The 24,189-nt window shown below is 64.0% G+C and carries 19 protein-coding genes and 1 pseudogene; 5 read left to right on the top strand and 15 right to left on the bottom strand.

Annotation, left to right across the window (positions count from 1 at the left end; all coding sequences use genetic code 11):
* Positions 1-777: 777 nt before the first annotated feature.
* From LIY36_RS14190 to LIY36_RS14140, 11 genes are all read right to left on the bottom strand, one after another.
* Positions 778-1,074 carry a DUF6124 family protein gene (locus LIY36_RS14190; protein WP_226456031.1) on the bottom strand — a complete coding sequence of 99 codons (297 nt, stop codon included), beginning with the start codon at positions 1,072-1,074 and terminating at the stop codon, positions 778-780.
* Between the two features lie 444 nt (positions 1,075-1,518).
* Positions 1,519-2,850 (bottom strand): c-type cytochrome, encoded by a 1,332-nt coding sequence (locus tag LIY36_RS14185; protein WP_226456030.1) that lies wholly within the window; start codon positions 2,848-2,850, stop codon positions 1,519-1,521.
* A gap of 15 nt (positions 2,851-2,865) precedes the next feature.
* A complete protein-coding gene (locus LIY36_RS14180; protein ID WP_226456029.1) occupies positions 2,866-5,082 on the bottom strand; it encodes a xanthine dehydrogenase family protein molybdopterin-binding subunit in 2,217 nt (738 codons plus the stop codon).
* Entirely contained in the window at positions 5,082-5,537 is a 456-nt protein-coding gene (locus LIY36_RS14175; RefSeq protein WP_226456028.1) for a (2Fe-2S)-binding protein, read from the bottom strand. The genes LIY36_RS14180 and LIY36_RS14175 overlap by 1 nt, the downstream gene beginning before the upstream one ends.
* Before the next feature lie 154 nt (positions 5,538-5,691).
* Complete coding sequence (locus LIY36_RS14170) at positions 5,692-6,447, bottom strand: ABC transporter ATP-binding protein (protein ID WP_226456027.1); 756 nt, start codon at positions 6,445-6,447, stop codon at positions 5,692-5,694.
* A complete protein-coding gene (locus tag LIY36_RS14165) occupies positions 6,441-7,469 on the bottom strand; it encodes a FecCD family ABC transporter permease (protein WP_226456026.1) in 1,029 nt (342 codons plus the stop codon). The genes LIY36_RS14170 and LIY36_RS14165 overlap by 7 nt, the downstream gene beginning before the upstream one ends.
* A complete protein-coding gene (locus tag LIY36_RS14160) occupies positions 7,466-8,599 on the bottom strand; it encodes an ABC transporter substrate-binding protein (RefSeq protein WP_226456180.1) in 1,134 nt (377 codons plus the stop codon). Before LIY36_RS14160 ends, LIY36_RS14165 begins: the two co-directional genes overlap by 4 nt.
* A gap of 20 nt (positions 8,600-8,619) precedes the next feature.
* A complete protein-coding gene (locus LIY36_RS14155) occupies positions 8,620-10,974 on the bottom strand; it encodes a TonB-dependent receptor (protein ID WP_226456025.1) in 2,355 nt (784 codons plus the stop codon).
* Between the two features lie 377 nt (positions 10,975-11,351).
* Positions 11,352-12,320 carry a FecR domain-containing protein gene (locus LIY36_RS14150; RefSeq protein ID WP_226456024.1) on the bottom strand — a complete coding sequence of 323 codons (969 nt, stop codon included), beginning with the start codon at positions 12,318-12,320 and terminating at the stop codon, positions 11,352-11,354.
* A 4-nt stretch (positions 12,321-12,324) separates the two neighbouring features.
* Positions 12,325-12,840 (bottom strand): sigma-70 family RNA polymerase sigma factor, encoded by a 516-nt coding sequence (locus tag LIY36_RS14145; RefSeq protein ID WP_192300408.1) that lies wholly within the window; start codon positions 12,838-12,840, stop codon positions 12,325-12,327.
* Positions 12,841-12,876: 36 nt separating this feature from the next.
* The gene (locus tag LIY36_RS14140; protein WP_226456023.1) at positions 12,877-14,049 is read right to left on the bottom strand and encodes an MFS transporter; all 1,173 of its coding nucleotides are present in this window, start codon (positions 14,047-14,049) and stop codon (positions 12,877-12,879) included.
* Positions 14,050-14,156: 107 nt separating this feature from the next.
* On the opposite strand from LIY36_RS14140, the gene LIY36_RS14135 reads away from it, so the two are divergent.
* The 5 genes and pseudogenes from LIY36_RS14135 to LIY36_RS14115 all read left to right on the top strand — a co-directional run.
* On the top strand, positions 14,157-16,322 hold the full coding sequence (locus tag LIY36_RS14135; RefSeq protein ID WP_192300410.1) for a TonB-dependent receptor: 2,166 nt from the start codon (positions 14,157-14,159) through the stop codon (positions 16,320-16,322).
* A 164-nt stretch (positions 16,323-16,486) separates the two neighbouring features.
* Complete coding sequence (gene gabP, locus LIY36_RS14130) at positions 16,487-17,896, top strand: GABA permease (RefSeq protein WP_192300411.1); 1,410 nt, start codon at positions 16,487-16,489, stop codon at positions 17,894-17,896.
* Positions 17,893-18,966, top strand: coding sequence for a GlxA family transcriptional regulator (locus LIY36_RS14125; protein WP_226456022.1), 1,074 nt, complete (start codon positions 17,893-17,895; stop codon positions 18,964-18,966). Before gabP ends, LIY36_RS14125 begins: the two co-directional genes overlap by 4 nt.
* A 118-nt stretch (positions 18,967-19,084) precedes the next feature.
* The gene (locus LIY36_RS14120) at positions 19,085-20,254 is read left to right on the top strand and encodes a p-hydroxyphenylacetate 3-hydroxylase oxygenase component (RefSeq protein ID WP_226456021.1); all 1,170 of its coding nucleotides are present in this window, start codon (positions 19,085-19,087) and stop codon (positions 20,252-20,254) included.
* Between the two features lie 59 nt (positions 20,255-20,313).
* Positions 20,314-20,811, top strand: a pseudogene (locus LIY36_RS14115) (flavin reductase family protein); the annotation flags it as partial.
* Positions 20,812-21,180: 369 nt separating this feature from the next.
* On the opposite strand, the gene hpaI reads toward LIY36_RS14115, so the two are convergent.
* Genes hpaI through hpaD form a run of 4 tightly spaced genes read right to left on the bottom strand, consistent with a single transcriptional unit; the run spans position 21,181 to position 24,160 of the window.
* Complete coding sequence (gene hpaI, locus LIY36_RS14110; protein ID WP_226456020.1) at positions 21,181-21,978, bottom strand: 4-hydroxy-2-oxoheptanedioate aldolase; 798 nt, start codon at positions 21,976-21,978, stop codon at positions 21,181-21,183.
* A 10-nt stretch (positions 21,979-21,988) separates the two neighbouring features.
* On the bottom strand, positions 21,989-22,792 hold the full coding sequence (gene hpaH, locus LIY36_RS14105) for a 2-oxo-hept-4-ene-1,7-dioate hydratase (RefSeq protein WP_226456019.1): 804 nt from the start codon (positions 22,790-22,792) through the stop codon (positions 21,989-21,991).
* A gap of 25 nt (positions 22,793-22,817) precedes the next feature.
* A complete protein-coding gene (locus tag LIY36_RS14100; protein ID WP_226456018.1) occupies positions 22,818-23,222 on the bottom strand; it encodes a 5-carboxymethyl-2-hydroxymuconate Delta-isomerase in 405 nt (134 codons plus the stop codon).
* Positions 23,223-23,236: 14 nt separating this feature from the next.
* Positions 23,237-24,160 (bottom strand): 3,4-dihydroxyphenylacetate 2,3-dioxygenase, encoded by a 924-nt coding sequence (gene hpaD, locus LIY36_RS14095; RefSeq protein ID WP_226456017.1) that lies wholly within the window; start codon positions 24,158-24,160, stop codon positions 23,237-23,239.
* Positions 24,161-24,189: the final 29 nt, after the last annotated feature.

Raw genomic sequence — 24,189 nt, 5'->3', positions numbered from 1 at the left:
GTCCGCTAGTGGTCGATTGAGCCTAGACCAATAGGAATCATTTGCATGTTGGGCGCGGCGAATGTAGAGCGGCAGATGAGAAAAAAACGTCAAAGAAACGGTTAACAATTGTGATGAGGGCTATCAGATGCTGGAGCTTCTCTGTGGGAGCTGGCTTGCCTGCGAAAGGGTGGGGCAGCTGGCATTTTTGGCGACTGGCATACCGCCTTCGCGAGCAAGCCCGCTCCCACAGGGGATACCAGGTGAGCCTGTTTTTTGAGCCAGGCGCAAATTCAAATGTGGGAGCTGGCTGGCCTGCGAAAGCGGTGGTTCGGCTGGCATTTTTGGCGACTGGTATACCGCCTTCGCGGGCAAGCCCGCTCCCACAGGGGATACCAGGTGAGCCTGTTTTTTGAGCCAGGCGCAAATTTAAATGTGGGAGCTGGCTTGCCTGCGAAAGCGGTGGTTCAGCTGGCATTTTTGGCGGCTGGCATACCGCCTTCGCGGGCAAGCCCGCTCCCACAGGGGATACCAGGTGAGCCTGTTTTTTGAGCCAGGCGCAAATTTAAATGTGGGAGCTGGCTTGCCTGCGAAAGGGTGGGGCAGCTGGCATTTTTGGCGACTGGCATACCGCCTTCGCGGGCAAGCCCGCTCCCACAGGGGATACCTGGTGAGCCTGTTTTTTGAGCCAGGCGCAAATTTAAATGTGGGAGCTGGCTTGCCTGCGAAAGCGGTGGTTCGGCTGGCATTTTTGGCGACTGGCACGGCGCGATCGCAATCAAGCTAGGTCCCAGATTTTTAGTTATATTTCAGGCAGTTAATAGAGCGATCCACCGTGGTCTTGGCAATTTCCAGCAAATGCCACACTGCCAGGATCTTTGCCCGCTCGGGGCTTGTCAGTTGTTCACCACAATCAAGTGCGGTGGCCGACGCGCTGTCGAGCAGGCTGGCGGTGTAGAGCAGGGCGTCTTCGAAGCTCAGGTCTTCGTTGACCGAGTGGAAACCTCTGGTGGGCAGGTAGTGATCGATGGCGCGGTTGAAGGCGGCGCGGTCTTTGGCGGGGTCGAAGGGGGGATCTGGCACAACCTTATTCATCGTGTATCTCCAACTGGTAGGTGAGGAGCCGACCCCTCGCGACTAAACGAGGGTGGCGGCTGTACGCAGGTTAGTCGACCGGCCAGTTGGATCCGGCGCACCCGAAGGTGCCCTGCGCACAGCCACCATGAACACGGTGACAGCTTGCGCACAACTGGAAGTCGGGCGACTAAACCCGGTCACTGATAAGCAGTGACGGACCGCAGACTAGCCACCGATTCCAGCAGGCACAAGGCGGCAGGGATTGTCTAGGAAACGTCCTGCAATTTAAAGCGACACGGCTTGCTGGCCCTTTACAAACCATGACAAAACGCCAGTAACCCAGCGAAGTCCCCTGATGCATGGAGATCAAAATGTGGGAGCTGTCGAGCCCCAGCGAGGCTGCGAAGGGATCACCGCTATAGTTGCGGTGAACCGCAGCATCAGCATCGCTGAGGCCCGACCTCAGCGCATATGCAAAATAATCGGGCTGCTGCTCGCCGGATCGGTATGCCCACGCAGCTTGCCTACCGCCTGCGCATCCACCGGGCCACCGTTGTTGCCCCAGGTGCTGCGCATGTAGCTGAGCACTTCGGCAATTTCCTGATCCGACAGTTGTTCGCGAAAGGCCGGCATGCGGTAGGCGTCCGGCACGCCGGCGGCGACGACGCGTTGCGAGCCGTTGAGGGTGATGTTGATCGCCGAGGCGCTTTCCTTGGCGAGTGCCGAGGTGGCGCCGGCCAGGGGCGGCATCCATTCGGGCTGGCCCTTGCCGTCCAGGCCGTGGCAGGACGCGCAGCGGGTCGCATAGGTGTGGGCGCCGGGCGCGTTGCTGGCGGCCGCCGCCTGGTATTGCCACGGCGCGCCGTCACGCTGCGGGTCGCCGGGCAGCGACTTGAGGTAACGGGCGATGGCGGCCAGGTCGGCGTCTTGCATGAACTGGGTGGAGTTGTTGAACGCCTCGGTCATCGAGCCGTAGACCACCGCATGGGCGTTGCGCCCGGTCTTGAGGAATTGCACGATCTGCGCCTCGCCCCAGCGTCCCAACCCGCTGTTGGGGTCCTGGCGCAGGCTGGGGGCGTACCAGCCGTCGAGCAGGGCGCCGGCGAGGAAGGGCGCGCCGGACTCGTCCAGGGCCTTCTCGTTGAACGCCAGCCCTCGCGGGGTGTGGCAACTGCCGCAGTGGCCGGGGCCTTGCACGATATACGCGCCACGGTTCCACAGTTCGTCCTGCGCCGATTTGGCCGCGTAGGGCGTGCTGGGGGCGAACACGCCGTTCCACAACGCGATGGGCCAGCGCAGGTTCAGCGGCCAGGGAATGTCGCTGGGGATGTTCGGCAGGTTGGCCGGTTGCACACCTGCCATGAAAAACGCGTACAGCGCCCGGATGTCGTCGTCGCTGAGCTTCACATAGGACGGGTAGGGCATCGCCGGGTAGAGCCGGCGCCCGTCCGGCGTCACGCCATGGCGCACTGCGCGGTCGAAGTCGGCCAGGGAGTAGTTGCCGATGCCGTTGTCGCGGTCCGGCGTGATGTTGGTGGCGTGGATCGCGCCCAGCGGCGTGGCCATCTCCAGGCCGCCGGCGAACGGCGCCTTGCCTGGCAGGCTGTGGCAGGCCACGCAGTCACTGAGCCGGGCGACGTATTCGCCGCGACTGACCAATGCGGCATCCACACTTTGTGTTTGCTCAAAGGGCGAAGCGGGCTGGCGGGTGACATACCAGGCCAGCACGGCGGCGGCGACCAGGCAGGGCAGCGCCAGCCAGCCTGCGGTTCTTGCGAATCGACGGTTGTTCATGGGCGGTTCCTGGCGTTAGCTGAAGGTGTGGCGACTCAGGGGCAGGCTGCGGATGCGCTGGCCGGTCAACTGCGCCACCGCATTGGCCACGGCCGGCGCGACGGCGGGCAGCGGCGGTTCGCCGATGCCGCCCATCTTTTCGCCGCTCTCGACAATCCGCACATGCACCCGCGCCATCCGCGACGGCGGCAGGATCGGGTACAGGTCGTAATTGCGTGCCCGCGGCTTGCCGTCGACGAATACTGCTTCCTCCAGCAGCGTCTGGGACAAGCCCAACGCCACCGCGCCATTCACCTGGGCTTCGACAATCGCCGGGTTGACGATGCTGCCCGGGTCAATTGCTTCCCAGATGTCATGCACCTTGACCTGGCCGTGTTCAATCGACACCTCGGCGATCACCGCCGCATGGGAGCCGAACGGCGAGGCCATGGCCACGCCCCGCGCACGGCGGCTGCCGTCCTCGGCGGTGAACGGCCCGCGTTTCCAACCGCCGGACAACTCGCCCACCGCTTGCAGCAGGGTGGTCAGCCGTGGGTTGTCACGCAGCAGGTGCAGGCGCAACTCGTAAGGATCGTGGCCGCCCTTGTCCGCCAACTCGTCGAGGAACGCTTCGTAGAAAAAGTCATTCAGCGAATTGCCCACCGAACGCCAATAACCCAGCATCGCCGGGCCTTTGACGTAGATCTGCGCGATGCGTTTATTGGGGATCGCATAGGATTTTCCCGACAATCCTTCCAGGGCCGTGGGGTCGAGTTTGGCCCCCTGTTTACCGGCGATCGCTTCCGTTGGGCCTTCGGTGGCGCTGACCGCCTCGATGGCCACGGGAAAGCCTTTGTCATCCAGCGCGGCACGGAACTTGACCACCGCCACCGGGCGCAGCACGTCGCGCAGGAACTCTTCCTCGCGGCTCCAGATCAGCTTGATCGGGCGGCCGACCGCCTTGGCCAGCGCGATGGCCTGGGGATACGGGCTGGCCGAGTCATACAAGAAATGCCGGCCAAAAAAACCGCCCAGCAACGGCGAGTGCAGGTTGACCTGCGCCGGATCGAGACCCGCGCGCTTGGCGATGTCGGCGCGGAACATGTCCGGCGCCTGGTTGGGCAGCCAGATGTCCAGGGTGCCGTCGGGGTTGAAGCGGGCGAGGGCAGAGGGCGGTTCCAGCTGGGCGTGGTTGACGTACTGGTTATGGTAGGTGGCTTCGACGCTGGTTTTGGCGCCTTTCAGCGCGGCGGCGACATCGCCTTCGTTTTCATCGTCACGCCCCGGGCCTTGCTGGGCCGCAAGCACATCGCGCCAGCCATCGCTGGAAAAGTCCGCGGGCATCACCCGAACGGTCGCGTCTGCACCAGCCTCTTGCCACTCAACCTGGAGCGCCTCCACCGCACGCTTGGCATGCCACCAACGTTCGGCCACCACGGCGACGGCGCCGGGCAGTTGATGCACCGAGTGCACGCCCTTCATCGCTTCGACCTGCGCCTGATTGCGCAGGCTGCCCACCGTCATGCCCAGGCGCGGTGCGTGTTGCACCGCGGCGTGGAGCATGCCGTCGACCTTGAGGTCGATGCTGTATTGCGCCTTGCCGGTGGATTTGTCGTAGGCATCGACGCGACGTACCGGCTTGCCGATCCAACGGAACTGGCTCGGGTCGCGTAGCTTGATGCCTGCCAGGTCGGGCACCGGCATGTCCAGGGCGCGTCCGGCCAACTCGCCGTAGCCCAGGGAACGCCCGGACGCCGCGTGTACCACGCGACCGGGTTGGGTGCTCAGTTCGGTCAGAGGCACGCCCAACTGCTCGGCGCCAGCCTGCAACAACATGGCCCGGGCCAGCGCGCCCAGGCGGCGCATGGTGGGGTAGCTCATACGCACCGACATGCTGCCGCCGGTGATGCGCATGCCGTTTTCCATCACCACGTAGGCCTCGCCCGGTGGTGCGGCCTCGACGATGAAGGTCGCGGGGTCAGCGTCCAGTTCCTCTCCGACAATCTGCGCCATCGCCGTGTGCGTGCCTTGCCCGCCTTCCATGAAGGGGCTGAGCAATCGCACGCTACCGTCCGGGCGAATCTCCAGGAACGCCGGCACCTGGGTACCGCGTTCCGCCGTCGCGGCCTGCACCCTGGACGTACCCAGGGGCAAGCCGAAACCGATCACCAACGCACCCACCGCCGTACTCGCCAGAAAGCGCCGGCGCGACAGGTTCACCGGGCCATCGAATAGTTCGTCGCGCGTATTCATCAGGCGTGCTCCTGCTTGGCCAGGTCGTCGACCGCCGCATGAATCGCGTTGTAGGTGCCGCACCGGCACAGGTTGACCATCGCCGCGTCGATCTGCGCAGTGCTTGGCTTGGGCGTGTGCTTGAGCAGCGCGGTGGCCGCCATCACCTGCCCGGACTGGCAATACCCGCACTGCGCCACCTGATGCTCGACCCAGGCCGCAACCACGCGCTTGCCCACGGCATCGGCTTCAATCGCCTCGATGGTAGTGATGTCACGCCCGACCACCCCGGCCACCGGGGTCACGCAACTGCGCACCACGTTGCCGTCCACCAGCACCGAACAGGCGCCGCACTGGGCCAGGCCGCAGCCGTACTTGGTGCCGGTCAGGCCGAGGTCATCGCGGATTACCCACAGCAACGGGGTATCGGCATCCGCATCGACCTGATAGGTCGTCTGGTTGATTCGTAATTCCATGGCTCACCTGCACGTCGACGGTAGGTGCGGCCTTTATAGGATCGGGAATGCGCTGGCCGCTTAGTGTCGAACTCTAGACCACCACGCAAGGGGCATGTGCCCGGCCGTCGTCAAATCCAGAGGATCAGGCAAGCATTCGCGAGGATTGTGCCAGTTAGACGATGTCGTCAATCAGGATATGGTGCTGCCCCCGGCTACAGCGTTCGATGCGCGCCTGAATCTTGTACACCGTGCGTAGCATGGCTTCATTGATCACCTCATGACTCGGCCCGCTGGCCTGGGCCGTGCCGTCGGCGATCACCAGCACCTGGTCGGCGAAGCGCAGCGCCTGGTTGAGGTCGTGCATGGCGATAAACACGATTACCTGGCGCTGGCGGGCGAGGGCGCGCATAAAGCCCAGCACCTGCACCTGGCGATGCATGTCGAGGGCGCTGGTGGGCTCGTCCATCAGCAGCACTTCGGGTTCGCGCACCAGGGTCTGGGCGATGGAGACCAGTTGCTGTTGGCCGCCGCTGAGTTCACCGAGGTTGCGAAAGGCCAGGTCGCGGATGCCCAGGGCGTCAAGCATCTCATCCACGAGCCGCAGTTCGTCATCGTGCACCGTCCAGCCCGGCGCGAGTTGCTTGCGCGCCAGCAGCACCGATTCGTACACCGTCAACCGGGCGCTGGCATTGAGGCCCTGGGGCATGTAGCTGATGCCCTGCACACCCTTGGTCGAACCTTGCAGGATCACCTCACCCGGCCCGTCGAGCAGCCCGGCGATGCGCTTGAACAGGGTGGATTTACCGGCAGCGTTGGGGCCGACCACGGCGACCACCTGACCGCCGACAAAGCGTGCGGTACTGACGCCGCTGATGATGGTGCGTGGTCCGTAGCAGGCGCCCAAGTCGTCCAGCTGAATACTTACCATGAGTTTTTCTTCCCGCCGAGGATCAGGGAGATAAAGAACGGCACGCCGATCAACGAGGTGACCACGCCAATCGGGAAAATCGCGCCGGGGATCAGGGTCTTGCTCACCACCGAGCTGGCCGACAGGATCAGTGCGCCGGTCAGCAGCGAGGCGGGCAGGAAGAAGCGCTGGTCTTCGCCGATCAGCATGCGCGCGATGTGCGGACCGACCAGCCCGATAAAGCCGATGGTGCCGACAAACGCCACCGGGAACGCGGCGAGCAGGCTGACCATGATCAGCGTCTGCAAGCGCAGGCTGCGCACGTTGATGCCGAAGCTGGCGGCCTTGTCGTCGCCCAGGCGCAACGCGGTAAGGGCCCAGGCGCGCTTGGCGAAAATCGGCAGGGTGATCAGGATCACCAGGCAGATCACCCCCAACTTGGGCCAGGTGGCCTTGGTCAGGCTGCCCATGGTCCAGAACACCACGGCGGCCACCGCTTGTTCGGTGGCAAAAAATTGCACCAGCGCCAGCAGCGCATTGAACGTGAACACCAGCGCAATGCCCAGCAGCACGATGGTTTCGGCGCTCACGCCACGGCGCAGGCTGAGGAAGTGGATCAGCAGCGCGCAGAGCATGGCCATGATGAACGCGTTAAGCGGCACCATGTACTGCGCCGCCAGCGGGAACAGCGCCACACCAAACGCCAGGCCCATGGCGGCGCCGAAACTGGCGGCGGCGGACAGGCCCAGGGTGAACGGGCTGGCCAGCGGGTTGTTGAGGATGGTCTGCATCTGCGCGCCAGCCAGGGACAGCGCGGCGCCCACGGCCACCGCCATCAGCGCGACGGGCAGGCGGATGTCCCACATCACCACGCGCACTTGCGGCGCGGCGGTGTCCGGGGCAAACAGTGCGCCGAGCACTTCACTGAGGCTGTAGCGCGCCGGCCCCAGGGCCAGGTCGAGCAACACACTGCCCAACAACAGCACGGCCAGGGCGCAGAGGATCAGGCGTTTGCGCAGCACCAGCTGGCGGTAGGCGCTCATGGCTTGAGGCTCACGAAGTAGCCCGGCTCGTAGGGCACCGGCAGGAAGCGCTCGTGCAACTCGCGAAAGGCGGCCTCGGGATCGAGGTCGGCAAACAGCGTCGGGTGAAACCACTTGGCCAACTGCTGGATCGCCACGAACTGGTAAGGGCTGTTGTAGAACTGGTGCCAGATCGCGTGGAACGCTTGCTGCTCCTGGGCCTTGATCCCGGCATAGGCCGGGCGGCCGGTGTACCACGCCAGTTTGCGCCGGGCCTCGGCCATGTCGGCCGCGGGGCCGACGCCGACCCAGTGCCCACCCGGCGCGAACGCCTCCCAGTTGGCGCTGGTGACGACCACCTGGGCCGGGTTGGCGACGATCACCTGCTCGGGATTCAACTGGCCGAAGGTGCTGGGAATAATGCCTTTGGCGATGTTGTTGCCGCCGGCCAGCTCGACGAACAGGCCGAAGTTTTCATTGCCGAAACTCAGGCAGCAATCGTCGGTGTAGCCGCCGATACGCTCGATAAATACCGCCGGGCGCGGGGGCTGCTGCGCGGCGATGACGTCGGTGACGCGGCGGATCTGCTTGTTGCGAAACGCGATAAATGCTTCGGCCTGCTGCTCTTTGCCGAACAACTGGCCAAACAGGCGCATGGTCGGCTCGGTGTTGGTCATGGGCTGGTTGCGAAAGTCCACGTACACCACCGGGATGCCCAGGGCGTCGAGTTTCTCGATGTAGCGCGCATCTTCGGTGGCGTGCTGCGCCTCGATGTTGAGGATGATCACGTCGGGGCGCTGGGAGATGGCTTGTTCGATGTCGAAGGTGCCGTCTTCAAAGCCGCCGAAGGTGGGGATCTTGGCGATGGCGGGGAATTTGCGCAGGTAGGCGTTGTAGGTGTCCGGGTCGGACTGGATCAGGTCCTTGCGCCAGCCGACGATGCGTTCGATGGGGTTTTGCGTGTCCAGTGCGGCCACCAGGTACAGCTGGCGGCCTTCGCCGAGAATCACCCGCTGCACCGGCAGGTTGACCTTGACCTGGCGGCCGAGCAGATCGGTGACCGTGGTGGGGGTGGCAAACGCCGGCATGCCCAGCAACCCGGTGAACAACAGCGCCGCCAGGACGTGGCCGCATCGCACAATCGAAAGCATCATGTAAGCCCTTGCAGGTATCAGAAATCGACCGTGGCCGAGAGGAGGAGGGTGCGTGGCGAGGCCTGGGAGAACGCGCCGTAGGAGGCCACGCCGGACCAGTACTGGCGGTCGAACAGGTTCTGCAGCGTGGCGCGGAATGTGGTCGGTCGCTCGGCGATGCGCGTGCTGTAGCGTACGCCGACATCGATGCGGGTCCAGGGATCGAGGCGCTGGGTGTTGGCCTGGTCGACGTACTGGCTGGCGGTGTAGATCGCGCCGCCGGTCAACGTCAGCCCCTCGACTGTCGGCGTGTCCCATTCGGCCCACAGGTTGGCCTGCACCTCGGGCACGCCGACCGGGGTATTGCCACGGTTGGCGGCGATGCCGCTGCGGGTCAATTGCGCGTCCAGCAGGGTCACGCCACCGAGCAGGCGCGCGCCCTGGGCGACTTCGCCAAACACGCTCAATTCCAGGCCACGGTTGCGCTGTTCGCCCTGCACCGAAAAGCGCCCGGCGGCCAGTTCGCCGCTGGGTTTGTCGATCTGGAACAGCGCCAGGGTCGACATGAAGGTGCCGTAGTCGAGCTTGACCCCGACCTCATGCTGCGTGGACACGTAAGGCGCAAAGATCTCACCGGCGTTCGCCGCGTTGGACGGCGCCACATCGCCCTTGCTCAGGCCTTCGAGGTAGTTGTAGTAGAACGCCACGTGATCCCACGGCTTGAGCACGGCGCCGAACAGCGGCGTGGTCTTGCCATCGTCGTAGGCGCTGGTGACTGCGCCCGCGGTGTTGTAGTTGTTCGATTGGATGCGCTGTTGGCGCAGGCCGACGGTGACCTGCACGCGCTGGTCCAATATCGACAAGGTGTCGGCGATGGCCACGCCGGTCAGCTCGGTGGCCGAGACTTTCGGCGCGTCCGGCTTGGGGATCGACGGCTTGGGGCGGTCGGTGGGGTGATAGATATTCGACAGCACCGAGGCGCCGGAAATGATCCCGCGTGACAGCTCGTCGCGATAACGGCTGGCCTGCACCACGCTGGTGTGGCTGACCGGCCCGGTGTCGAAGCGTACGCGGGCACCGGCGTCCACGGTGTAGCGCTGGACTTCGAAGCGGTAGTAACCGGGTGTGGAATCGGTGTCGCCGGCGGCGTTGATGATCTTCGGCGTCTGGTCGGACATACGCGCCACGGCGGATTTGCCGCCGCCGGCGTGGGCGAACAGAGTGAGGGCATCGTTGAGGTCATATTCGCCGCTGAGCAACGCGGATTTGTCGCGGGTGCGGGACCAGCCCCAGTCCTGGCTGACATTGGTGCGGCCGTTGGCCGCGTTGGGAATGTTCACGCCGGGGGTGATCAGGAACGGTCGGGAAGCGGCGTCGAACTCTTCTTCCTGGGAGATCAGGTCCAGGCTGCCGCGCAGGCGCTCGCCCTGGTAATCCAGGGACAGCGCACCGATGCCGACTTCGCGTGATTGCGCGTCGATCACCGTGTTGCCCTGCTGCACGCCGCCGTTCAGGCGCAGGCCGAAGCGGCGCTCGTCACCGAAGCGGCGGCTGATGTCGATGCGGTTGCCGATGTGGGCGTCCTGCGTGTAGCTGGCGGTGTAGCGGGTCAGGTCTTCGTCGAGGGAGCGCTTGGGCACCACATTGATCACGCCGCCCACCGCACTGTTGGGCGACATGCCGTAGAGCAGGGCGCCGGGGCCCTTGACCACTTCGATGCGCTCGGCGTACTCGGTAAACACGCGATAGTTGGAGGCCACGCCGTAGACGCCGTCGAAGGCCAGTTCGCCGAGGTTGCCTTCGCCCACCGGGAAGCCGCGGATGAAAAACGAATCGACAATGCCGCCGGTCTGCCCGGTGGAGCGCACCGAAGAGTCGCGTTCCAGCAGATCGCCGACGGTGGTGGCCTGCTGGTCCTTGATCAGCGACGCGGTGTAGGTGCTGACGCTGAAGGGCGCGTCCATTACGTCGCGGTTGCCGAGCATGCCCAGGCGCCCGCCGACCGCGACCTGGCCGCCGGAATAGGCTGGCGGCAGGCTGTCGCTGCGTTGTGCCGTGCCGCTGACGGTGGTTTCCGACAGGGTGACCCGGCGTAGTGCCAGGGTGTAGCTGCCGTCTGCGCGCAAGACCATTTCCAGGCCGCTGCCGGCGAGCAGGCGGGTGACGGCCTCCTCGGTCGAATAGGTGCCGGACAGGCCGGGGCTGGTCAGTCCGTCGGTGAGCGCCGGCAGGAACGACAGCGCGATGCCGGCGTCCACGGCGAAGTTCGACAGTGTGGCGCCGAGGGGGCCGGGGGTGATCTGGTAGGCACGCATTGTCACCCCATCCAACTGCGCAGCCATGGCGGCGCTGGTGAGGGCCAGGCTGAGCAGTGCGCTGCGGATCACGAGCATGGATGGGGGGCCTGTGGGTTGGAGTGGGGTTTGATGTGTTTGCCAGTTGAGATTGGGAAAAGTATCAGGGTGGCAGGGGTTTATTTTTGGTGTACGTATCCATTCGGGCGGGTTGAACGGGGTCAAAACTGTGGGAGCGGGCTTGCTCGCGAATGCGGCGTGTCCGCCAACTCATTCATCGGCTGATCCACCGCATTCGCGAGCAAGCCCGCTCCCACATTTGGATCGCCATGTATCAGATGGAACTGTGGTTTGCTCTTGCTCTGGCTTTTGATCTTAGGCACACCGAGCCCAGGCGAGGCGCCGAGTGTTGGGGCGAGGACCTGTTGGTTACTTTCGGGCTCTTTCCAAAAGTGACCCGCTGTAAGAGCGGAACCCTAAGCCGCCGACAACGTGAGCCAATACCCACTCAAATGCCCACTGACAACCACCGGATATGTCTGCACCAGCATGTTCAACGTGCGCTGTGTATCACTGATGGGAAACGCCCCAGAGATACGCAAATCAGCAATCGCAGGATCACAACGCACAAAACCACGCCGATAACGCGCCAGTTCGGCAACGAAATCCGCCAGGCGCATCCTGTCAGCCATCAACATGCCCTGGGTCCAGGCCCCCACATTACGGTCGGTAGCCGCCACCCCACCAAAGGTCTGCGCAGAAAAGTCCATGCGCTGCCCGGCGTTGACGATCAGCGGTGTGCTCTGGTTGTTCTCGGCCAGCATCACCTTGACCGCGCCTTCGAGCACCGCCAGGTGGGTGAGCGGGCTCAGTTCGCGCACGGTGAAGCGCGTGCCCAGGGCCTGCATGCGGCCCTGGCGGGTGCTGACCAGGAATGGGCGCGAGGTATCCGCAGCGGTCTGCACCAGCATCTCACCCTCGCGCAAGTGCACCAGACGCTGCTGGCTGTCAAAACGCACATCGATGGCCGTATCGGTGTTGAGCGTGATACGCGAACCATCGGCCAGCACCAGTTCACGGCGTTCGCCGACGTGGGTGCGGTAGTCGGCGGTCCATTGCTGGGATTGCGCAAGTTTCCAACTGCCCCAGCCGACCGGCATCACCGCCAGCAACAACGCGAGCTTGCCCAGCGCCGCGCGGCGTTCCGGGTGGCTTGGACGATCCAGCGCCGACATCGCCAGGGCCGGCGGCAGCCCGCCGAGCTTGCTTTGCAGCAACTGCGCCCGGGCCCAGGCGCGATCACGTTCGGGGCTGCTGGTTTTCCAGCGTTCCCACTCGGCGCGTTCGCTGGCGCTGAGGTCGTTTTCGCTCAGGCGCATCAGCCATTCGGCGGCCTCTTCGAGGACATCGGCGGCGAGCGGTGGCTGTTTGCGCAGGCTGAGCATGGGCTTATTCCACCAGCATCAGGCACTGCACAAACGCCTGTTTCATGTAGCGTTTGACGGTGATCAGCGACACGCCCAGTTGCTCGGCAATCGCGTCGTACTTGAGGCCGCTGAGCTGCGACAGCAGGAACGCGCGCTTGACCAGTGGCGGCAGCGCGTCGAGCATCGCGTCGATTTCGTGCAGGGTTTCCAGCACCATGAAGTGGGTTTCCGCCGACGGTGCTTGCTGTAGCGGCGCGCTGGCGAGGGCTTCCAGATAAGCCCGTTCCAACGCCTTGCGCTGATACCAATTGACCAGGATGCCCCTGGCCACGCAGGTCAGGTAGGCACGTGGCTGGTCGATCACCGTGACCTGGGAGGCGAGGATCCGGGTGAAGGTGTCCTGGGCCAGGTCGGCCGCATCCATGGCGTTGCCGAGTTTGCGTTTGAGCGTGGCGTACAGCCAGCCGTGATGCCCGCTGTACAGCGCCTCGATTGCGCGCAGGTGGTGGTTGTGATCGGCGTCGAGGATTTCGCTCATGGCGCACATCCGTGCAATTGAGAAGTATTCCCAATGCTAAGGGACAACCCGGCGTGAACGCAACGCGAGAATAGCAAGCAGTGCCAGCCCATACGCCGCGCAGACGAACAGGTAGGTATACGCCAGGCCATACACCTGGCTGAGCAGGCCACCGATGGCGATACCGGCAATCGAGGCGAATTGCGCAGTGCCCTGGGCGATCCCCAGCACGTGGCCCTGGCTTGAGCTGTCGGCGCTCTTTGAAATCAACGCCATCAGCACCGGCGTGGTCGCCCCGAGCAACACGCCCCACACCAGGTAACCGAGGGCGAACACCAGCGGGTTGCGGGTGATGCCGGCGATGCCGGTGAGCGCAATGCACGCGAGTACCACCCAGGCAATGCGCCGCAGGGATTCGCCTTGGTCACGCCCTTCGAAATGCCGCGCCCATGTCGTTGCGCTCAGGATGAAACCCAATGCCAGCAGGCCGTAGCACAGGCCGACCCAGGCGTTGCTGACGTTGAATGTGCTGCTCACATACAGCGCGAACGAGGTCTGCGGCAGCATCCGCGCCAGCAGCAGAATGCCCATCACCACCAGCAGCGGCAGCAGCGCCGAACCGCGCCATACCACGGCGCTCGACGCGCTCACGGGTTTCTTCTGCGGCGGCACGTCCGGCAGGCTCAGCGCCGCAACCAGCGTGCACACCGCGCAGAGTGCCGAGGCGCTGAGGTTGATCCAGAAAAACGTCGCGTGATCGAGGATCAAGCCGCCGACCACCGCACCGAGCAGCGAGCCGACGTTGGTGGAGATCTGCAACAGCGCAAACAACCGCGCGCGCCGGGCCGGCGCCTCGATACTTACGCCATACGCCTGGGCCGGGGCGATATACCCGGCGCACGCGCCCTGCACAAAGCGCAGCAGCAGGATCGCCCAGATGTCGCTGATCAAGGCCAGCGCCAGTTGGGTCAGGGTCAGGCCGATCAGGGCGCGGATCATCATCAGCTTGTGGCCATGACGATCACCGACGCGCCCCCAGAACGCGCTGGTCAGCAGGATGCCGAGCATCGGCCCGACATACACGGCGATGCTGGCGAAGCTGAACAACGCATCGGAGTCGGTCAGCCCACGCAAGTGCACTGGCCAGAACGGGCCGCTCATTTCCATCGCGCCCATCGACACGAGCTGGATCGCGAACAGCAGGGAAATCAGGATGCGGGTCGGTGGCATGGATCAATCTCGTTGTAAAAAAAACGGCGGGGGGCTGATACTTTTTCGTCGGTTGGCTGGCATCAGGAGTAATTCTCATCTTCTCTCGATGCAAGGACCCCACCGTCATGCCCGTTGCCAGCCGGTTAACATTCGCCATTCGTACCGCCCTGTTGTTGGCCGCCGCCAGCAGCAACGCCTGGGCCGCCACCGCCGAGCCGAGCGACGACAGCGCGCAGAGCCTGACCCTTGACGCGACGAACGTCAACGCCGTGTACAACGGCCCCAGCGCCTTGCCCGAGGTGCTCGCCGGCGGCCAGGTGGCGCGGGGCGCGCGCCTGGGCATGCTGGGCAACAAGGACGTGATGGACGCCCCGTTCAGCGTCACCAGCTACACCGCCAAGACCCTTGCCGACCTGCAAACCGTGACCGTCGCCGACGCACTGGAGCGCGACCCTTCGGTGCGTTCCACCGGGCAGAACGGCGGCATCGTCGACTCGTTTTTCATCCGTGGTTTCGCGATTGGCGAGGGCAACCTCGGCGAGCTGGCCTATGACGGCGTCTACGGCGTAGCGCCCAACTACCGCGCATTTACCGAGTACGCCGAGCGCATCGAAGTGCTCAAGGGGCCGGGGGCGCTGGTGTACGGCATCTCGCCCAACAGCGGCGTCGGCGGGGTGATCAATATCGTGCCCAAACGTCCGCTGGACGAGGACCTGACGCGCTTTACCGGCAGTTATGCGTCGGACAGCCAGGTTGGCGGCCACCTCGACCTGAGCCGCCGTTTCGGCGCTGAAAACCAGTTTGGCGTGCGCTTCAACGGCAGCCTGCAAGGCGGCGACACGGCCGTGGACAACCAGCATCGCGACGTGGGCATCGGCGCGATTGCCTTGGATTATCGCGGCGAGCGCCTGCGCCTGAACCTCGACTACCTGAGCCAGAAGGAAAGCTGGGAGGGCGCCTCGCGTCCGTTCACCATTCAACCGGGCGTGCAGGTGCCGTCCGCGCCGAATGGCCGCACCAGCCTGCCGCAGAAGTGGGGCTGGTCGGACACCAAGGAGCAATCGTTGCTGCTCGGCGGCGAATATGACCTGAACGACAACCTGACGGTGTTCGCCCACGCCGGTGGCGGGCGTTCGGATGTGAAGCGCCTGTCCGACCAGGTGCCGCGCATCCTCAATGACGCCGGTGACACCAAAAACACGCCGGGCTATTACAAATTCAACGTCGACCGTTCGACGGCCGACATCGGCCTGCGCAGCCTCTTTGCCACCGGCCCGGTGACGCATACCACCACACTGATGGCGAGCCGTTATAGGGATGAGCTGTCGCGGGGCATCATCAACGGCAAGGACATTTACTCCAACATCTATCACCCGGTGGACACGCCCCAGCAGTACATCAACACGCCGAAGGTGCTGCGTATTTCCGAAACCGAGCTGTCCGGCGTGGCGTTGACCGACACCCTGGGCCTGTTCGAAGACCGCCTCCAACTGACCCTGGGCATGCGTCACCAAGCCATCGAATCGCGCAACTACAACAGCACCGGCGGGGTCAGTGCGCGGTATGACGCCAGCGCCAATACGCCGCTGCTCGGCGTGGTGGTCAAGCCCTGGGATGACGTGTCGCTCTACTACAACTACGTCGAAGGCCTGAGCAAAGGCGATGCCGCACCCGGTACGGCGAGCAATGCCGGCGAGACCTTTGCGCCCTACGAGTCCAAGCAACACGAACTGGGCGTGAAGTATGAACACGGCAGCTTCATGACCAGCGTGGCGTTGTTCCAGATTGAAAAGCCCAGCGGCGAAGTCGGTGCCGGCAATGTGTTTTCGGTACAGGCCGAGCAGCGCAACCGTGGTGTCGAACTGAGCCTGTATGGCGAAGTGGCGCCCGGCACGCGCCTGATGGGCGGTGTGACCTTCCTCGATGGCGAGCTGACCAAATCCGCCACCGCCGCCAACCGTGGCAACAAACCCGTGGGCGTGCCGGACATCCAGGCCAACCTCTGGGCTGAGTGGGACACGCCGGGGCTGGAAGGTTTCACCCTTACCGGCGGCGCGATCTATACCGACCGCCAGTACGTCGACCAGGCCAATACCCAGCAGTTGGATGCGTGGACGCGCATCGACATGGGCGCGCGCTACGCGACCAAGATCGAAGGGCGGCCTACCACCTTCCGCGCCACGGTGCAGAACGTGTTTGATCGTGAATACTGGTCGGGGGTGGCGTCGTACGGCGCTTTCTCGCCGGGTTATCCGCGCACGTTGCAGCTGTCGGCCAGCGTGGATTTTTGAGGCCAGCGTCAACCACGAATGTCGATATCAGGCACATTCGTGCCGCCCTCAGGCTATTTTCGCGCAAGCCGGCCCGCGTAAGGTGACTCATCATTAAGAGATGATGATCGCCTGACTGATCAGTCAGTACGCCTCAACGTCGATCACCGAGAATAAAAACAACGATGAATAGCCTGAGTTCCAAGGATTTGAACGGTCAATTGGCGCAAGGCTTCAAGCCGCGCCATGTCACCATGTTGTCTATCGCAGGGATTATCGGCGCAGGGCTGTTTGTCGGCTCCGGGCACGCGATTGCAGCGGCGGGCCCGGCCGTGATGCTGGCCTATCTGTTTTCCGGGTTGCTGGTGGTGCTGGTCATGCGCATGCTTGGCGAGATGGCGGTGGCCAACCCAGACACCGGTTCGTTCTCGACCTATGCGGACCAGGCCATCGGGCGCTGGGCCGGCTTCACCATCGGCTGGCTGTACTGGTGGTTCTGGGTGCTGGTGATCCCCATCGAAGCCCTGGCCGCCGGGCATATCCTCAACCAATGGTTCCCGCAGATCGACGCTTGGCTCTTTGCCTTGCTGTCGATCTTTTTGTTGGTGGTCACCAATCTGTTCAGCGTGTCCAAGTACGGCGAATTCGAGTTCTGGTTCGCCATGGCCAAGGTGGTGGCGATCATCGGCTTTATTGGCCTGGGGTTTGCCGTGCTGATGGGCTGGATCCCCGAGCGCGAGGCCAGCGGGCTCGGCCGCTTGATGGAGGAACACGGTGGGTTCGCGCCGAATGGACTGTCGGCGGTGGTCGGCGCGTTCATTACCATCATGTTCAGCTTCATCGGCACCGAAGCGGTGACCATCGCGGCCGCGGAGTCCAGCAACCCGGCGCAGAACATCGCCCGCGCGACCCGTTCGGTGATGTGGCGTATCGGTGTGTTCTATGTGTTATCGATTTTTGTGGTGATCTCCGTGGTGCCCTGGGATGACCCGTTGCTGGCGTCGGTCGGCTCCTACCAGCGCGCACTGGAACTGATGAACATTCCCCACGCCAAGCTGCTGGTGGATGTGGTGGTACTGATCGCCGTGGCCAGTTGCATGAACTCATCGATCTACATTGCGTCGCGCATGCTGTTTTCCCTGGGCAAGCGCGGCGATGCTCCCGCGCTGATGAAAAAGACCTCGGCGGCCAGCGTGCCCCGGGCCGCGGTGCTGGCCAGTACTGTGCTGGGCGCGGGGGTGACGCTGCTCAGCTATTTCATGCCGGCCGGGTTGTTCCAGTTTTTGCTGGCGAGTTCGGGCGCCATTGCCTTGCTGGTGTACTTGGTGATCGCGATTTCGCAACTGCGCATGCGCAAGATCCTGCAGCGGCGTAACGTGCCGCTGACGTTCAAGATGTGGCTGTTTCCCTGGCTGACGTGGCTGGTGATTGCGTTCATTTGCGGCGCGTTGACGGTGATGCTGGTGACGCCGGAGCACCGCTTCGAGGTGTCGTCGACCCTCGGCCTGGCGTTGTTGATTTCATTCATCGGCCTGATCACCGCACGACATCCCGGACCCGCGCAATTGCCCGTAGCCGCAGCCACCCAACCATGACCACCCGGGCGGTCAACAGCATTGTGTTCTTGCTGCTGGACCAGTTCACGCTGATCTCGCTGGCGTCCGCCTTGGAACCGTTGCGCATGGCCAACCAATTGGCGGGAAAGGAGCTGTACCGCTGGCACACCGCGAGCCTCGACGGCCACCCGGTCTGGGCCAGCGACGGCGTGCCCGTCACCCCGGACGGCTCGATTGTCAGCGTGCCTTCCGCTGACAGCGTGATCGTATGCGGCGGCATTGGTATCCAAGGCACCGTGACCGGCGAACTGCTCAAATGGCTGCGCGGCCAGGCACGCTATTCCAAGCGCCTGGGCGGCATCTGCACCGGCAGTTGGGTGCTGGCGCGGGCCGGCTTGCTCGATGGGCACGAATGCAGCGTGCACTGGGAATGGTTGGCGGCCATGCAGGAAGCGTTTCCACGGGTGAGCGTCAGTTCCAGCCTGTTCACCCTCGACCGTGAGCGTCTCACCAGCTCGGGGGGGACGGCGCCCCTGGACATGATGTTGCACCTGATCGGCCGCGATCACGGGCATGAGTTGTCGGCGGCGATTTCGGACATGTTCGTGTACGAACGCATCCGCAACGAGCAGGACCACCAGCGCGTGCCACTCAAGCACATGCTCGGCACCCAGCAACCGAAGTTGCAGGAAATTGTCGCGCTGATGGAAGCCAACCTCGAAGAGCCGATCAACCTCGATGAGCTGGCCGCTTACGTCGCGCTGTCGCGTCGCCAGCTTGAGCGGATGTTCCAGAAGTACCTGCATTGTTCGCCGTCGCGCTATTACCTGCGGCTGCGGCTGATCCGTGCGCGGCAGTTGCTCAAGCAGACGCCCATTTCCATTGTCGAGTTGGCGGTGCTCTGTGGCTTTGTGTCCACCCCGCACTTCTCCAAATGCTACCGCGAGTACTTTGGCGTGCCGCCCAGTGATGAGCGCTCGGTCACCGACGGTGAGCGCTCGCAGGTGTTGAAACCGATGATTCAACTGCGCCCCGCACCGGCACCGATGAATGTGTTGGAGCAGGCGCGAGGGGAGTCGACGTTTGCCAGTGTCAAAAATCTGAAGTGACGCCGATGCTGGCGTAGCGGGCCTATGAAAAGTGCAACAGTCCCCGCGAAACGTCCATTTCGCCCCACGCCCGCGCTCGCAATACTGGCCACCAACTCCAATAAAAACAGGTGTCCCGATGCAACCCTCCAACTCCCTGCTGGAAGACCTCAAGGCGATCCTGCCGAGCATTGCCGCGAATGCCGCCCAGGCCGAAACCGAACGGAAAGTGCCAGCGGCCAATATCGCCTTGCTTAAAAGCCTTGGCCTGCACCGTGCGTTTCAACCCAAGGCCTACGGCGGCCTGGAAATGTCATTGCCGGCGTTCTGCGACTGCATTGCGCTGTTGGCCGGCGCGTGTGCGAGCACGGCGTGGGCGATGAGTCTGCTGTGCACCCATAGTCATCAACTGGCGATGTTTTCCAAGCAGTTGCAGGACGAGCTGTGGCGGGAGAACCCCGATGCGACGGCCAGCAGCAGTATTGCGCCGTTCGGCCAGGTCGAGGAGGTCGACGGTGGTGTGCTCTTCAGTGGGCAGATGGGCTGGAGCAGCGGCAGTGATCACGCCGAGTGGGCGATCCTGGGCTGTCGCCGACACAACCCTGAGGGCGGCCAGGATTATTGCTTTGCGGTGTTGCCGCGCAGTGATTATCAGATCCTCGACGACTGGTTCGCCGTGGGCATGCGCGGCAGCGGCACCAAGACCTTGAGCGTCGATAAGGTGTTTGTGCCCAACTACCGCATCCAGAAAGCCAAGGACATGATGGAAGGCAAATCCGCCGGGTTTGGCTTGTACCCCGACAGCGAGATTTACTTCACGCCCTATCGGCCGTATTTCGCCAGTGGTTTCTCGACGGTGAGCCTTGGCGTTGCCGAGCGGATGCTCGAAGCCTTTCGCGACAAGACGCGCCACCGCGTGCGCGCCTACACCGGCGCCCAGGTCGGCGCGGCCACCCCGGCGCTGATGCGCCTGGCCGAGTCGACCCACCAGGTCGCCGCCGCTCGCGCATTCCTGGAAAAAACCTGGCAGGAACACGCCGAGCATGGCGCCCGCCATGCGTACCCGTCGAAACAAACCCTGGCGTTCTGGCGCACCAACCAGGCGTACGCCGTGAAGATGTGCATCCAGGCCGTGGACCGCTTGTTTGAAGCCGCCGGCGGCGGGGCGTGGATGGAGAGCAACGAGCTGCAACGGTTGTGGCGCGACGCCCATATGACCGGGGCGCATGCCTACACCGACTACGACGTGTGCGCGCAGATTCTCGGGCGCGAGCTGATGGGGCTTGAGCCCGATCCCACGATGGTCTGAGCCGGCGTTCAATCATAATAATCAGCGCTGCGGCACGGCTGCGGCGCGAGGAGTCTTGCATGTCTACTGAATTCGATTCACGCGCCTTTCGCCGCGCCCTGGGCAACTTTGCCACGGGTGTCACGGTGGTCACCGCCGCGACTGAGAACGGCCAGCAGGTCGGGGTCACGGCCAACAGTTTCAACTCGGTATCGCTGGACCCGCCGCTGGTGTTGTGGAGCATCGACAAACGTTCCAGCAGCCACGCGGTGTTCGAGCAGGCGAGCCATTTTGCGGTGAACATCCTGGCGGCCAACCAGATCGACCTGTCGAACAATTTTGCGCGGCCCCGGGAAGACCGGTTTGCCGGGGTTGACCATGAACGCGGTGAAGGAGGGGCGCCGGTGTTCGCCGATTGTGCCGCGCACTTTCATTGTGAGAAGTACCAGCAGGTGGATGGCGGGGACCACTGGATCATGATCGGCAAGGTCGTGCGCTTCGACGACTTTGGCCGGGCGCCGCTGCTGTATCACCAAGGCGTGTATTCGATGGTGTTGCCGCATCCGCAACTGGCGAAGGCGGCCTGTTAGTCGACACAAATGCTGACTGACCCACCGCTATCGCAGGCAAGCCAGCTCCCACAGTTGGATGTGCACCATACCCCTTTGGGAGCGGGCTTGCCCGCGAAGGCGGCGTGTCAGTCGATACAAATGTTGGCTGACCCACCGCTATCGCAGGCAAGCCAGCTCCCACACTTGGACGTGCGCCCAACTCGGCAAACGAGGACACCACCAATCCCCTGTGGGAGCGGGCTTGCCCGCGAAGGCGGCGTGTCAGTCGACACAAATGTTGGCTGACCCACCGCTATCGCAGGCAAGCCAGCTCCCACAGTTGGATGTGCGCCAACCTCGGCAAACGAGGACCCCGCCGATCCCTGTGTTCTGGGATCAGTACACCCCACCTGCTGCGGGTCCAGGGGGAGCAATCTGCTTGAAGCGACCCGCTAGGGTTTGCAGCCCGCGCATCAATACGGTGGTATCCACGCCGACGGCGACAAAAGTAGCGCCCAATTCCAGGTAGCGGCGCGCCAGTTTTTCATCGGCACTCAGAATGCCAACCGCCTTGCCTGCTTTGCACACCCGCGCAATCGCCTCTTCGATCGCCGCTTGTACGTCCGGGTGGCCAGGGTTGCCCCGATGGCCCATGGCTGCCGACAAGTCCGCTGGACCGATGAACACGCCGTCTACGCCGTCGACCGCGGCGATGGCATCGAGGTTGGCCAGGCCCTTGGTGTTTTCGATCTGCACCAGCAGGCACATTTCTGCGTCGGCCTTGTCCAGGTAATCCGGCACGCTGTTCCAGCGCGACGCCCGCGCCAACGCGCTGCCGACGCCCCGAATGCCCTGGGGCGGGTAGGTGATGGCGCGCACCAGCTCGCGCGCCTGGGCGGCGCTTTCAACCATCGGCACCAGCAGGGTCTGCACACCAATATCCAGCACTTGTTTGATCAATGCTGTGTCGCCCTGCACCGGGCGGATGATCGGCTGCGACGGGTAGGGCGCAATTGCCTGCAACTGGCCGAGCAGGCTGCGCAGGTCGTTGGGCGCGTGTTCGCCGTCGATCAGCAGCCAGTCGAACCCGGCGTTGGCGGCCAGTTCCGCGCAGTACGCATCCGCCAGGCCCAGCCACAGGCCGATCTGCGGTTCACCCGCCTTGAGGCGGGCCTTGAACGTGTTTTTCAGCATCACTACACCCTCAGACAAAGCGGCAGGCAATGCTGCCCAGTTGGTCGTAGTCGACATGGAAGGTGTCGCCCGGACTGGCCGTCACCGGCCGCGTGAACGAGCCGCCGAGGATGATCTGCCCCGGTTCCAGGCTCACGTCGTAGGCCGCGAGCTTGTTGGCCAGCCATGCCACGCCCTTGGCCGGGTGATTGAGCACGGCGGCGCTGACCCCGGATTCCTCGATCACGCCGTTGCGGTACAGCACCGCCGGAATCCGCCGCAGGTCGACGTCGGTGGGGCGTACCGGGCGGCCGCCCATCACCACGCCGGCGTTGGCGGCGTTATCGGAAATGGTGTCGAACACCTTGCGGGTGGCGCCGGTCTGCGGATCGACCTGCTGGATGCGCGCGTCGATGATTTCCAGCGCCGGGATCACCCATTCGGTGGCATCGAGTACGTCGAATACCGTGACGTTCGGGCCCTTGAGGGGTTTGCCGAGGATGAACGCCAGTTCGACTTCCACCCGCGGCACGATGAAGCGTTCGAAAGGGATGTCGGTGCCTTCGTCGAAGAACATGTCGTCGAGCAGGGCGCCGAAGTCGGGTTCGGTGATGTTCGACGAGACCTGCATGGCGCGGGAGGTCAGGCCGATCTTGTGGCCGACCAGCTTGCGCCCGTCCCTGATCTTGCGTGCTACCCATGCGCGTTGGATGGCGTAGGCGTCGTCGAGGGTGATGTCGGGGTAGCTGAGGGAAAACTGCGCGACTTGCTGGCGCGTGCGTTCGGCCGTGTCGAGGCGCTCGGCCGCGAGTTGGATCAAGGTTGAATCGAGCATGACGGGTCTCTCTGCAAAAAAGGATTCAGCGGTTGAACAGCGGGTGCAGGCTGCTGTGTTTGCCGTCGTAGACCTGGCCCGGGCTTTCGTCGATCTGCAGGGTGATGCCGATCGGTCGCTGCAGCAGCAGGTGGCCCAGGTGTGCGTTCAACACCGCCAGCAATTGGTCGCCGACCTGTTGGTGCACCGCTGCACTGCGCCCGGCGCCCATGCGCAGGTTGGCGTAGAGAAAGCCGTAGTCGCCGTTGCCGTCGGCCACGGCGCTGTGGGCGGCGGGGTAGGCCAGCACGCGGGTGCCGCCCTTGGGGAAGACCGCTTTGCCGCTTGCGTCGTGTTGCTCGAGCATGGTGTCGGCAAGTGCCCGGCACAGGCCCGGGATGTCGGCGCAGGGCTCCAGGTCGGCGGTGTAGAGCAGGACTAAGTGGGGCATGTCAGGTCTCTCTGTCAGAGGCGGCTGGTGGAGGCCACGGCAGTGGGGTTGGACGCGCTGGCCGGCGGCGTGGCCGAGCCGTCCTGTGGCGTCACCGGGAAAATCGCGTTGATCTGGCCGGTACCGGAGGCGGCGAAGTAGGGCGTCAGTACTTCGACTTTGGCGTCGTAGTTCGACCAGCCCATGGCCCCCAACAGCATCGCGGTGTCATGCATGAAACCTTCGCCGTGCCCCTTGGCCGCGTACTCCGGGAGCATGCCGCAGAACTCCGGCCACTCGGCGTCCTGCCACATCTGCACCACACGCTGGTCGAGGGTTTCGAGGAACGGGCTCCAGATCCGGGTGGCGAATTCCGGGGCCTGGCCGTTCTGGGCAAAACGGTGTGACAGTGAACCGCTGGCAAGGAACGCCACGGTACCGTCGTAGTGCTCTTGCACAGCCTTGCGCATGGCCCAGCCGAGGCGGGCGCTGTCGTTGAGGTAGTGCGAGGTGCACAGCGCCGACACCGAGATCACCTTGAAATGCTGGTCGGCGTTCATGTAGCGCATCGGCACCAGCGTGCCGTATTCCGGCGCCAGGGTGGTGGCGTGGTGGGCCATGGTTTCCACGCCAAGGCGGTTGCATTCATCGGCGAGGATTTTGCCCAGCTCCGGGTTGCCGGGGAACTCGTACTCCATGTTACTGATGAAGTGCGGCAGTTCGTTGCTGGTGTACAGGCCCTTGAAATGCGGCCCGCAATTGATGTGGTAGTTGGCGTTGACCAGCCAGTGGGTGTCGAACACCACCAGCGTATCGACTCCCAGTTCCCGGCAGCGTCGGCCGATTTCGCGATGCCCGTCGATGGCGGCCTGGCGAAAGCCCTGGCGTGGGCCGGGCAGTTCCGATAGGTACATCGACGGCACGTGAGTGATCTTGGCGGCTAGAGCAAGCTTGCCCATGACGGTTCTCCTGGCGGGGCCCTCGAGGG

Origin of the sequence: Pseudomonas sp. AF03-9 (assembly GCF_020515815.1) — a bacterium.
GTDB lineage: Bacteria > Pseudomonadota > Gammaproteobacteria > Pseudomonadales > Pseudomonadaceae > Aquipseudomonas.
This window is presented reverse-complemented; position numbering and strand designations above follow the sequence as displayed.

Bases quoted from the DNA above. Each gene is read 5' to 3' on its own strand.
- hpaD (WP_226456017.1), bottom strand. From the start codon at position 24,160: ATGGGCAAGCTTGCTCTAGCCGCCAAGATCACTCACGTGCCGTCGATG.
- LIY36_RS14150 (WP_226456024.1), bottom strand. From the start codon at position 12,320: ATGCTCAGCCTGCGCAAACAGCCACCGCTCGCCGCCGATGTCCTCGAA.
- LIY36_RS14120 (WP_226456021.1), top strand. From the start codon at position 19,085: ATGCAACCCTCCAACTCCCTGCTGGAAGACCTCAAGGCGATCCTGCCG.
- LIY36_RS14140 (WP_226456023.1), bottom strand. From the start codon at position 14,049: ATGCCACCGACCCGCATCCTGATTTCCCTGCTGTTCGCGATCCAGCTC.
- LIY36_RS14160 (WP_226456180.1), bottom strand. From the start codon at position 8,599: ATGCTTTCGATTGTGCGATGCGGCCACGTCCTGGCGGCGCTGTTGTTC.
- gabP (WP_192300411.1), top strand. From the start codon at position 16,487: ATGAATAGCCTGAGTTCCAAGGATTTGAACGGTCAATTGGCGCAAGGC.
- LIY36_RS14145 (WP_192300408.1), bottom strand. From the start codon at position 12,840: ATGAGCGAAATCCTCGACGCCGATCACAACCACCACCTGCGCGCAATC.
- LIY36_RS14135 (WP_192300410.1), top strand. From the start codon at position 14,157: ATGCCCGTTGCCAGCCGGTTAACATTCGCCATTCGTACCGCCCTGTTG.
- LIY36_RS14155 (WP_226456025.1), bottom strand. From the start codon at position 10,974: ATGCTCGTGATCCGCAGCGCACTGCTCAGCCTGGCCCTCACCAGCGCC.
- LIY36_RS14170 (WP_226456027.1), bottom strand. From the start codon at position 6,447: ATGGTAAGTATTCAGCTGGACGACTTGGGCGCCTGCTACGGACCACGC.
- LIY36_RS14175 (WP_226456028.1), bottom strand. From the start codon at position 5,537: ATGGAATTACGAATCAACCAGACGACCTATCAGGTCGATGCGGATGCC.
- LIY36_RS14125 (WP_226456022.1), top strand. From the start codon at position 17,893: ATGACCACCCGGGCGGTCAACAGCATTGTGTTCTTGCTGCTGGACCAG.
- hpaH (WP_226456019.1), bottom strand. From the start codon at position 22,792: ATGCTCGATTCAACCTTGATCCAACTCGCGGCCGAGCGCCTCGACACG.
- hpaI (WP_226456020.1), bottom strand. From the start codon at position 21,978: ATGCTGAAAAACACGTTCAAGGCCCGCCTCAAGGCGGGTGAACCGCAG.
- LIY36_RS14100 (WP_226456018.1), bottom strand. From the start codon at position 23,222: ATGCCCCACTTAGTCCTGCTCTACACCGCCGACCTGGAGCCCTGCGCC.
- LIY36_RS14190 (WP_226456031.1), bottom strand. From the start codon at position 1,074: ATGAATAAGGTTGTGCCAGATCCCCCCTTCGACCCCGCCAAAGACCGC.
- LIY36_RS14180 (WP_226456029.1), bottom strand. From the start codon at position 5,082: ATGAATACGCGCGACGAACTATTCGATGGCCCGGTGAACCTGTCGCGC.
- LIY36_RS14185 (WP_226456030.1), bottom strand. From the start codon at position 2,850: ATGAACAACCGTCGATTCGCAAGAACCGCAGGCTGGCTGGCGCTGCCC.
- LIY36_RS14165 (WP_226456026.1), bottom strand. From the start codon at position 7,469: ATGAGCGCCTACCGCCAGCTGGTGCTGCGCAAACGCCTGATCCTCTGC.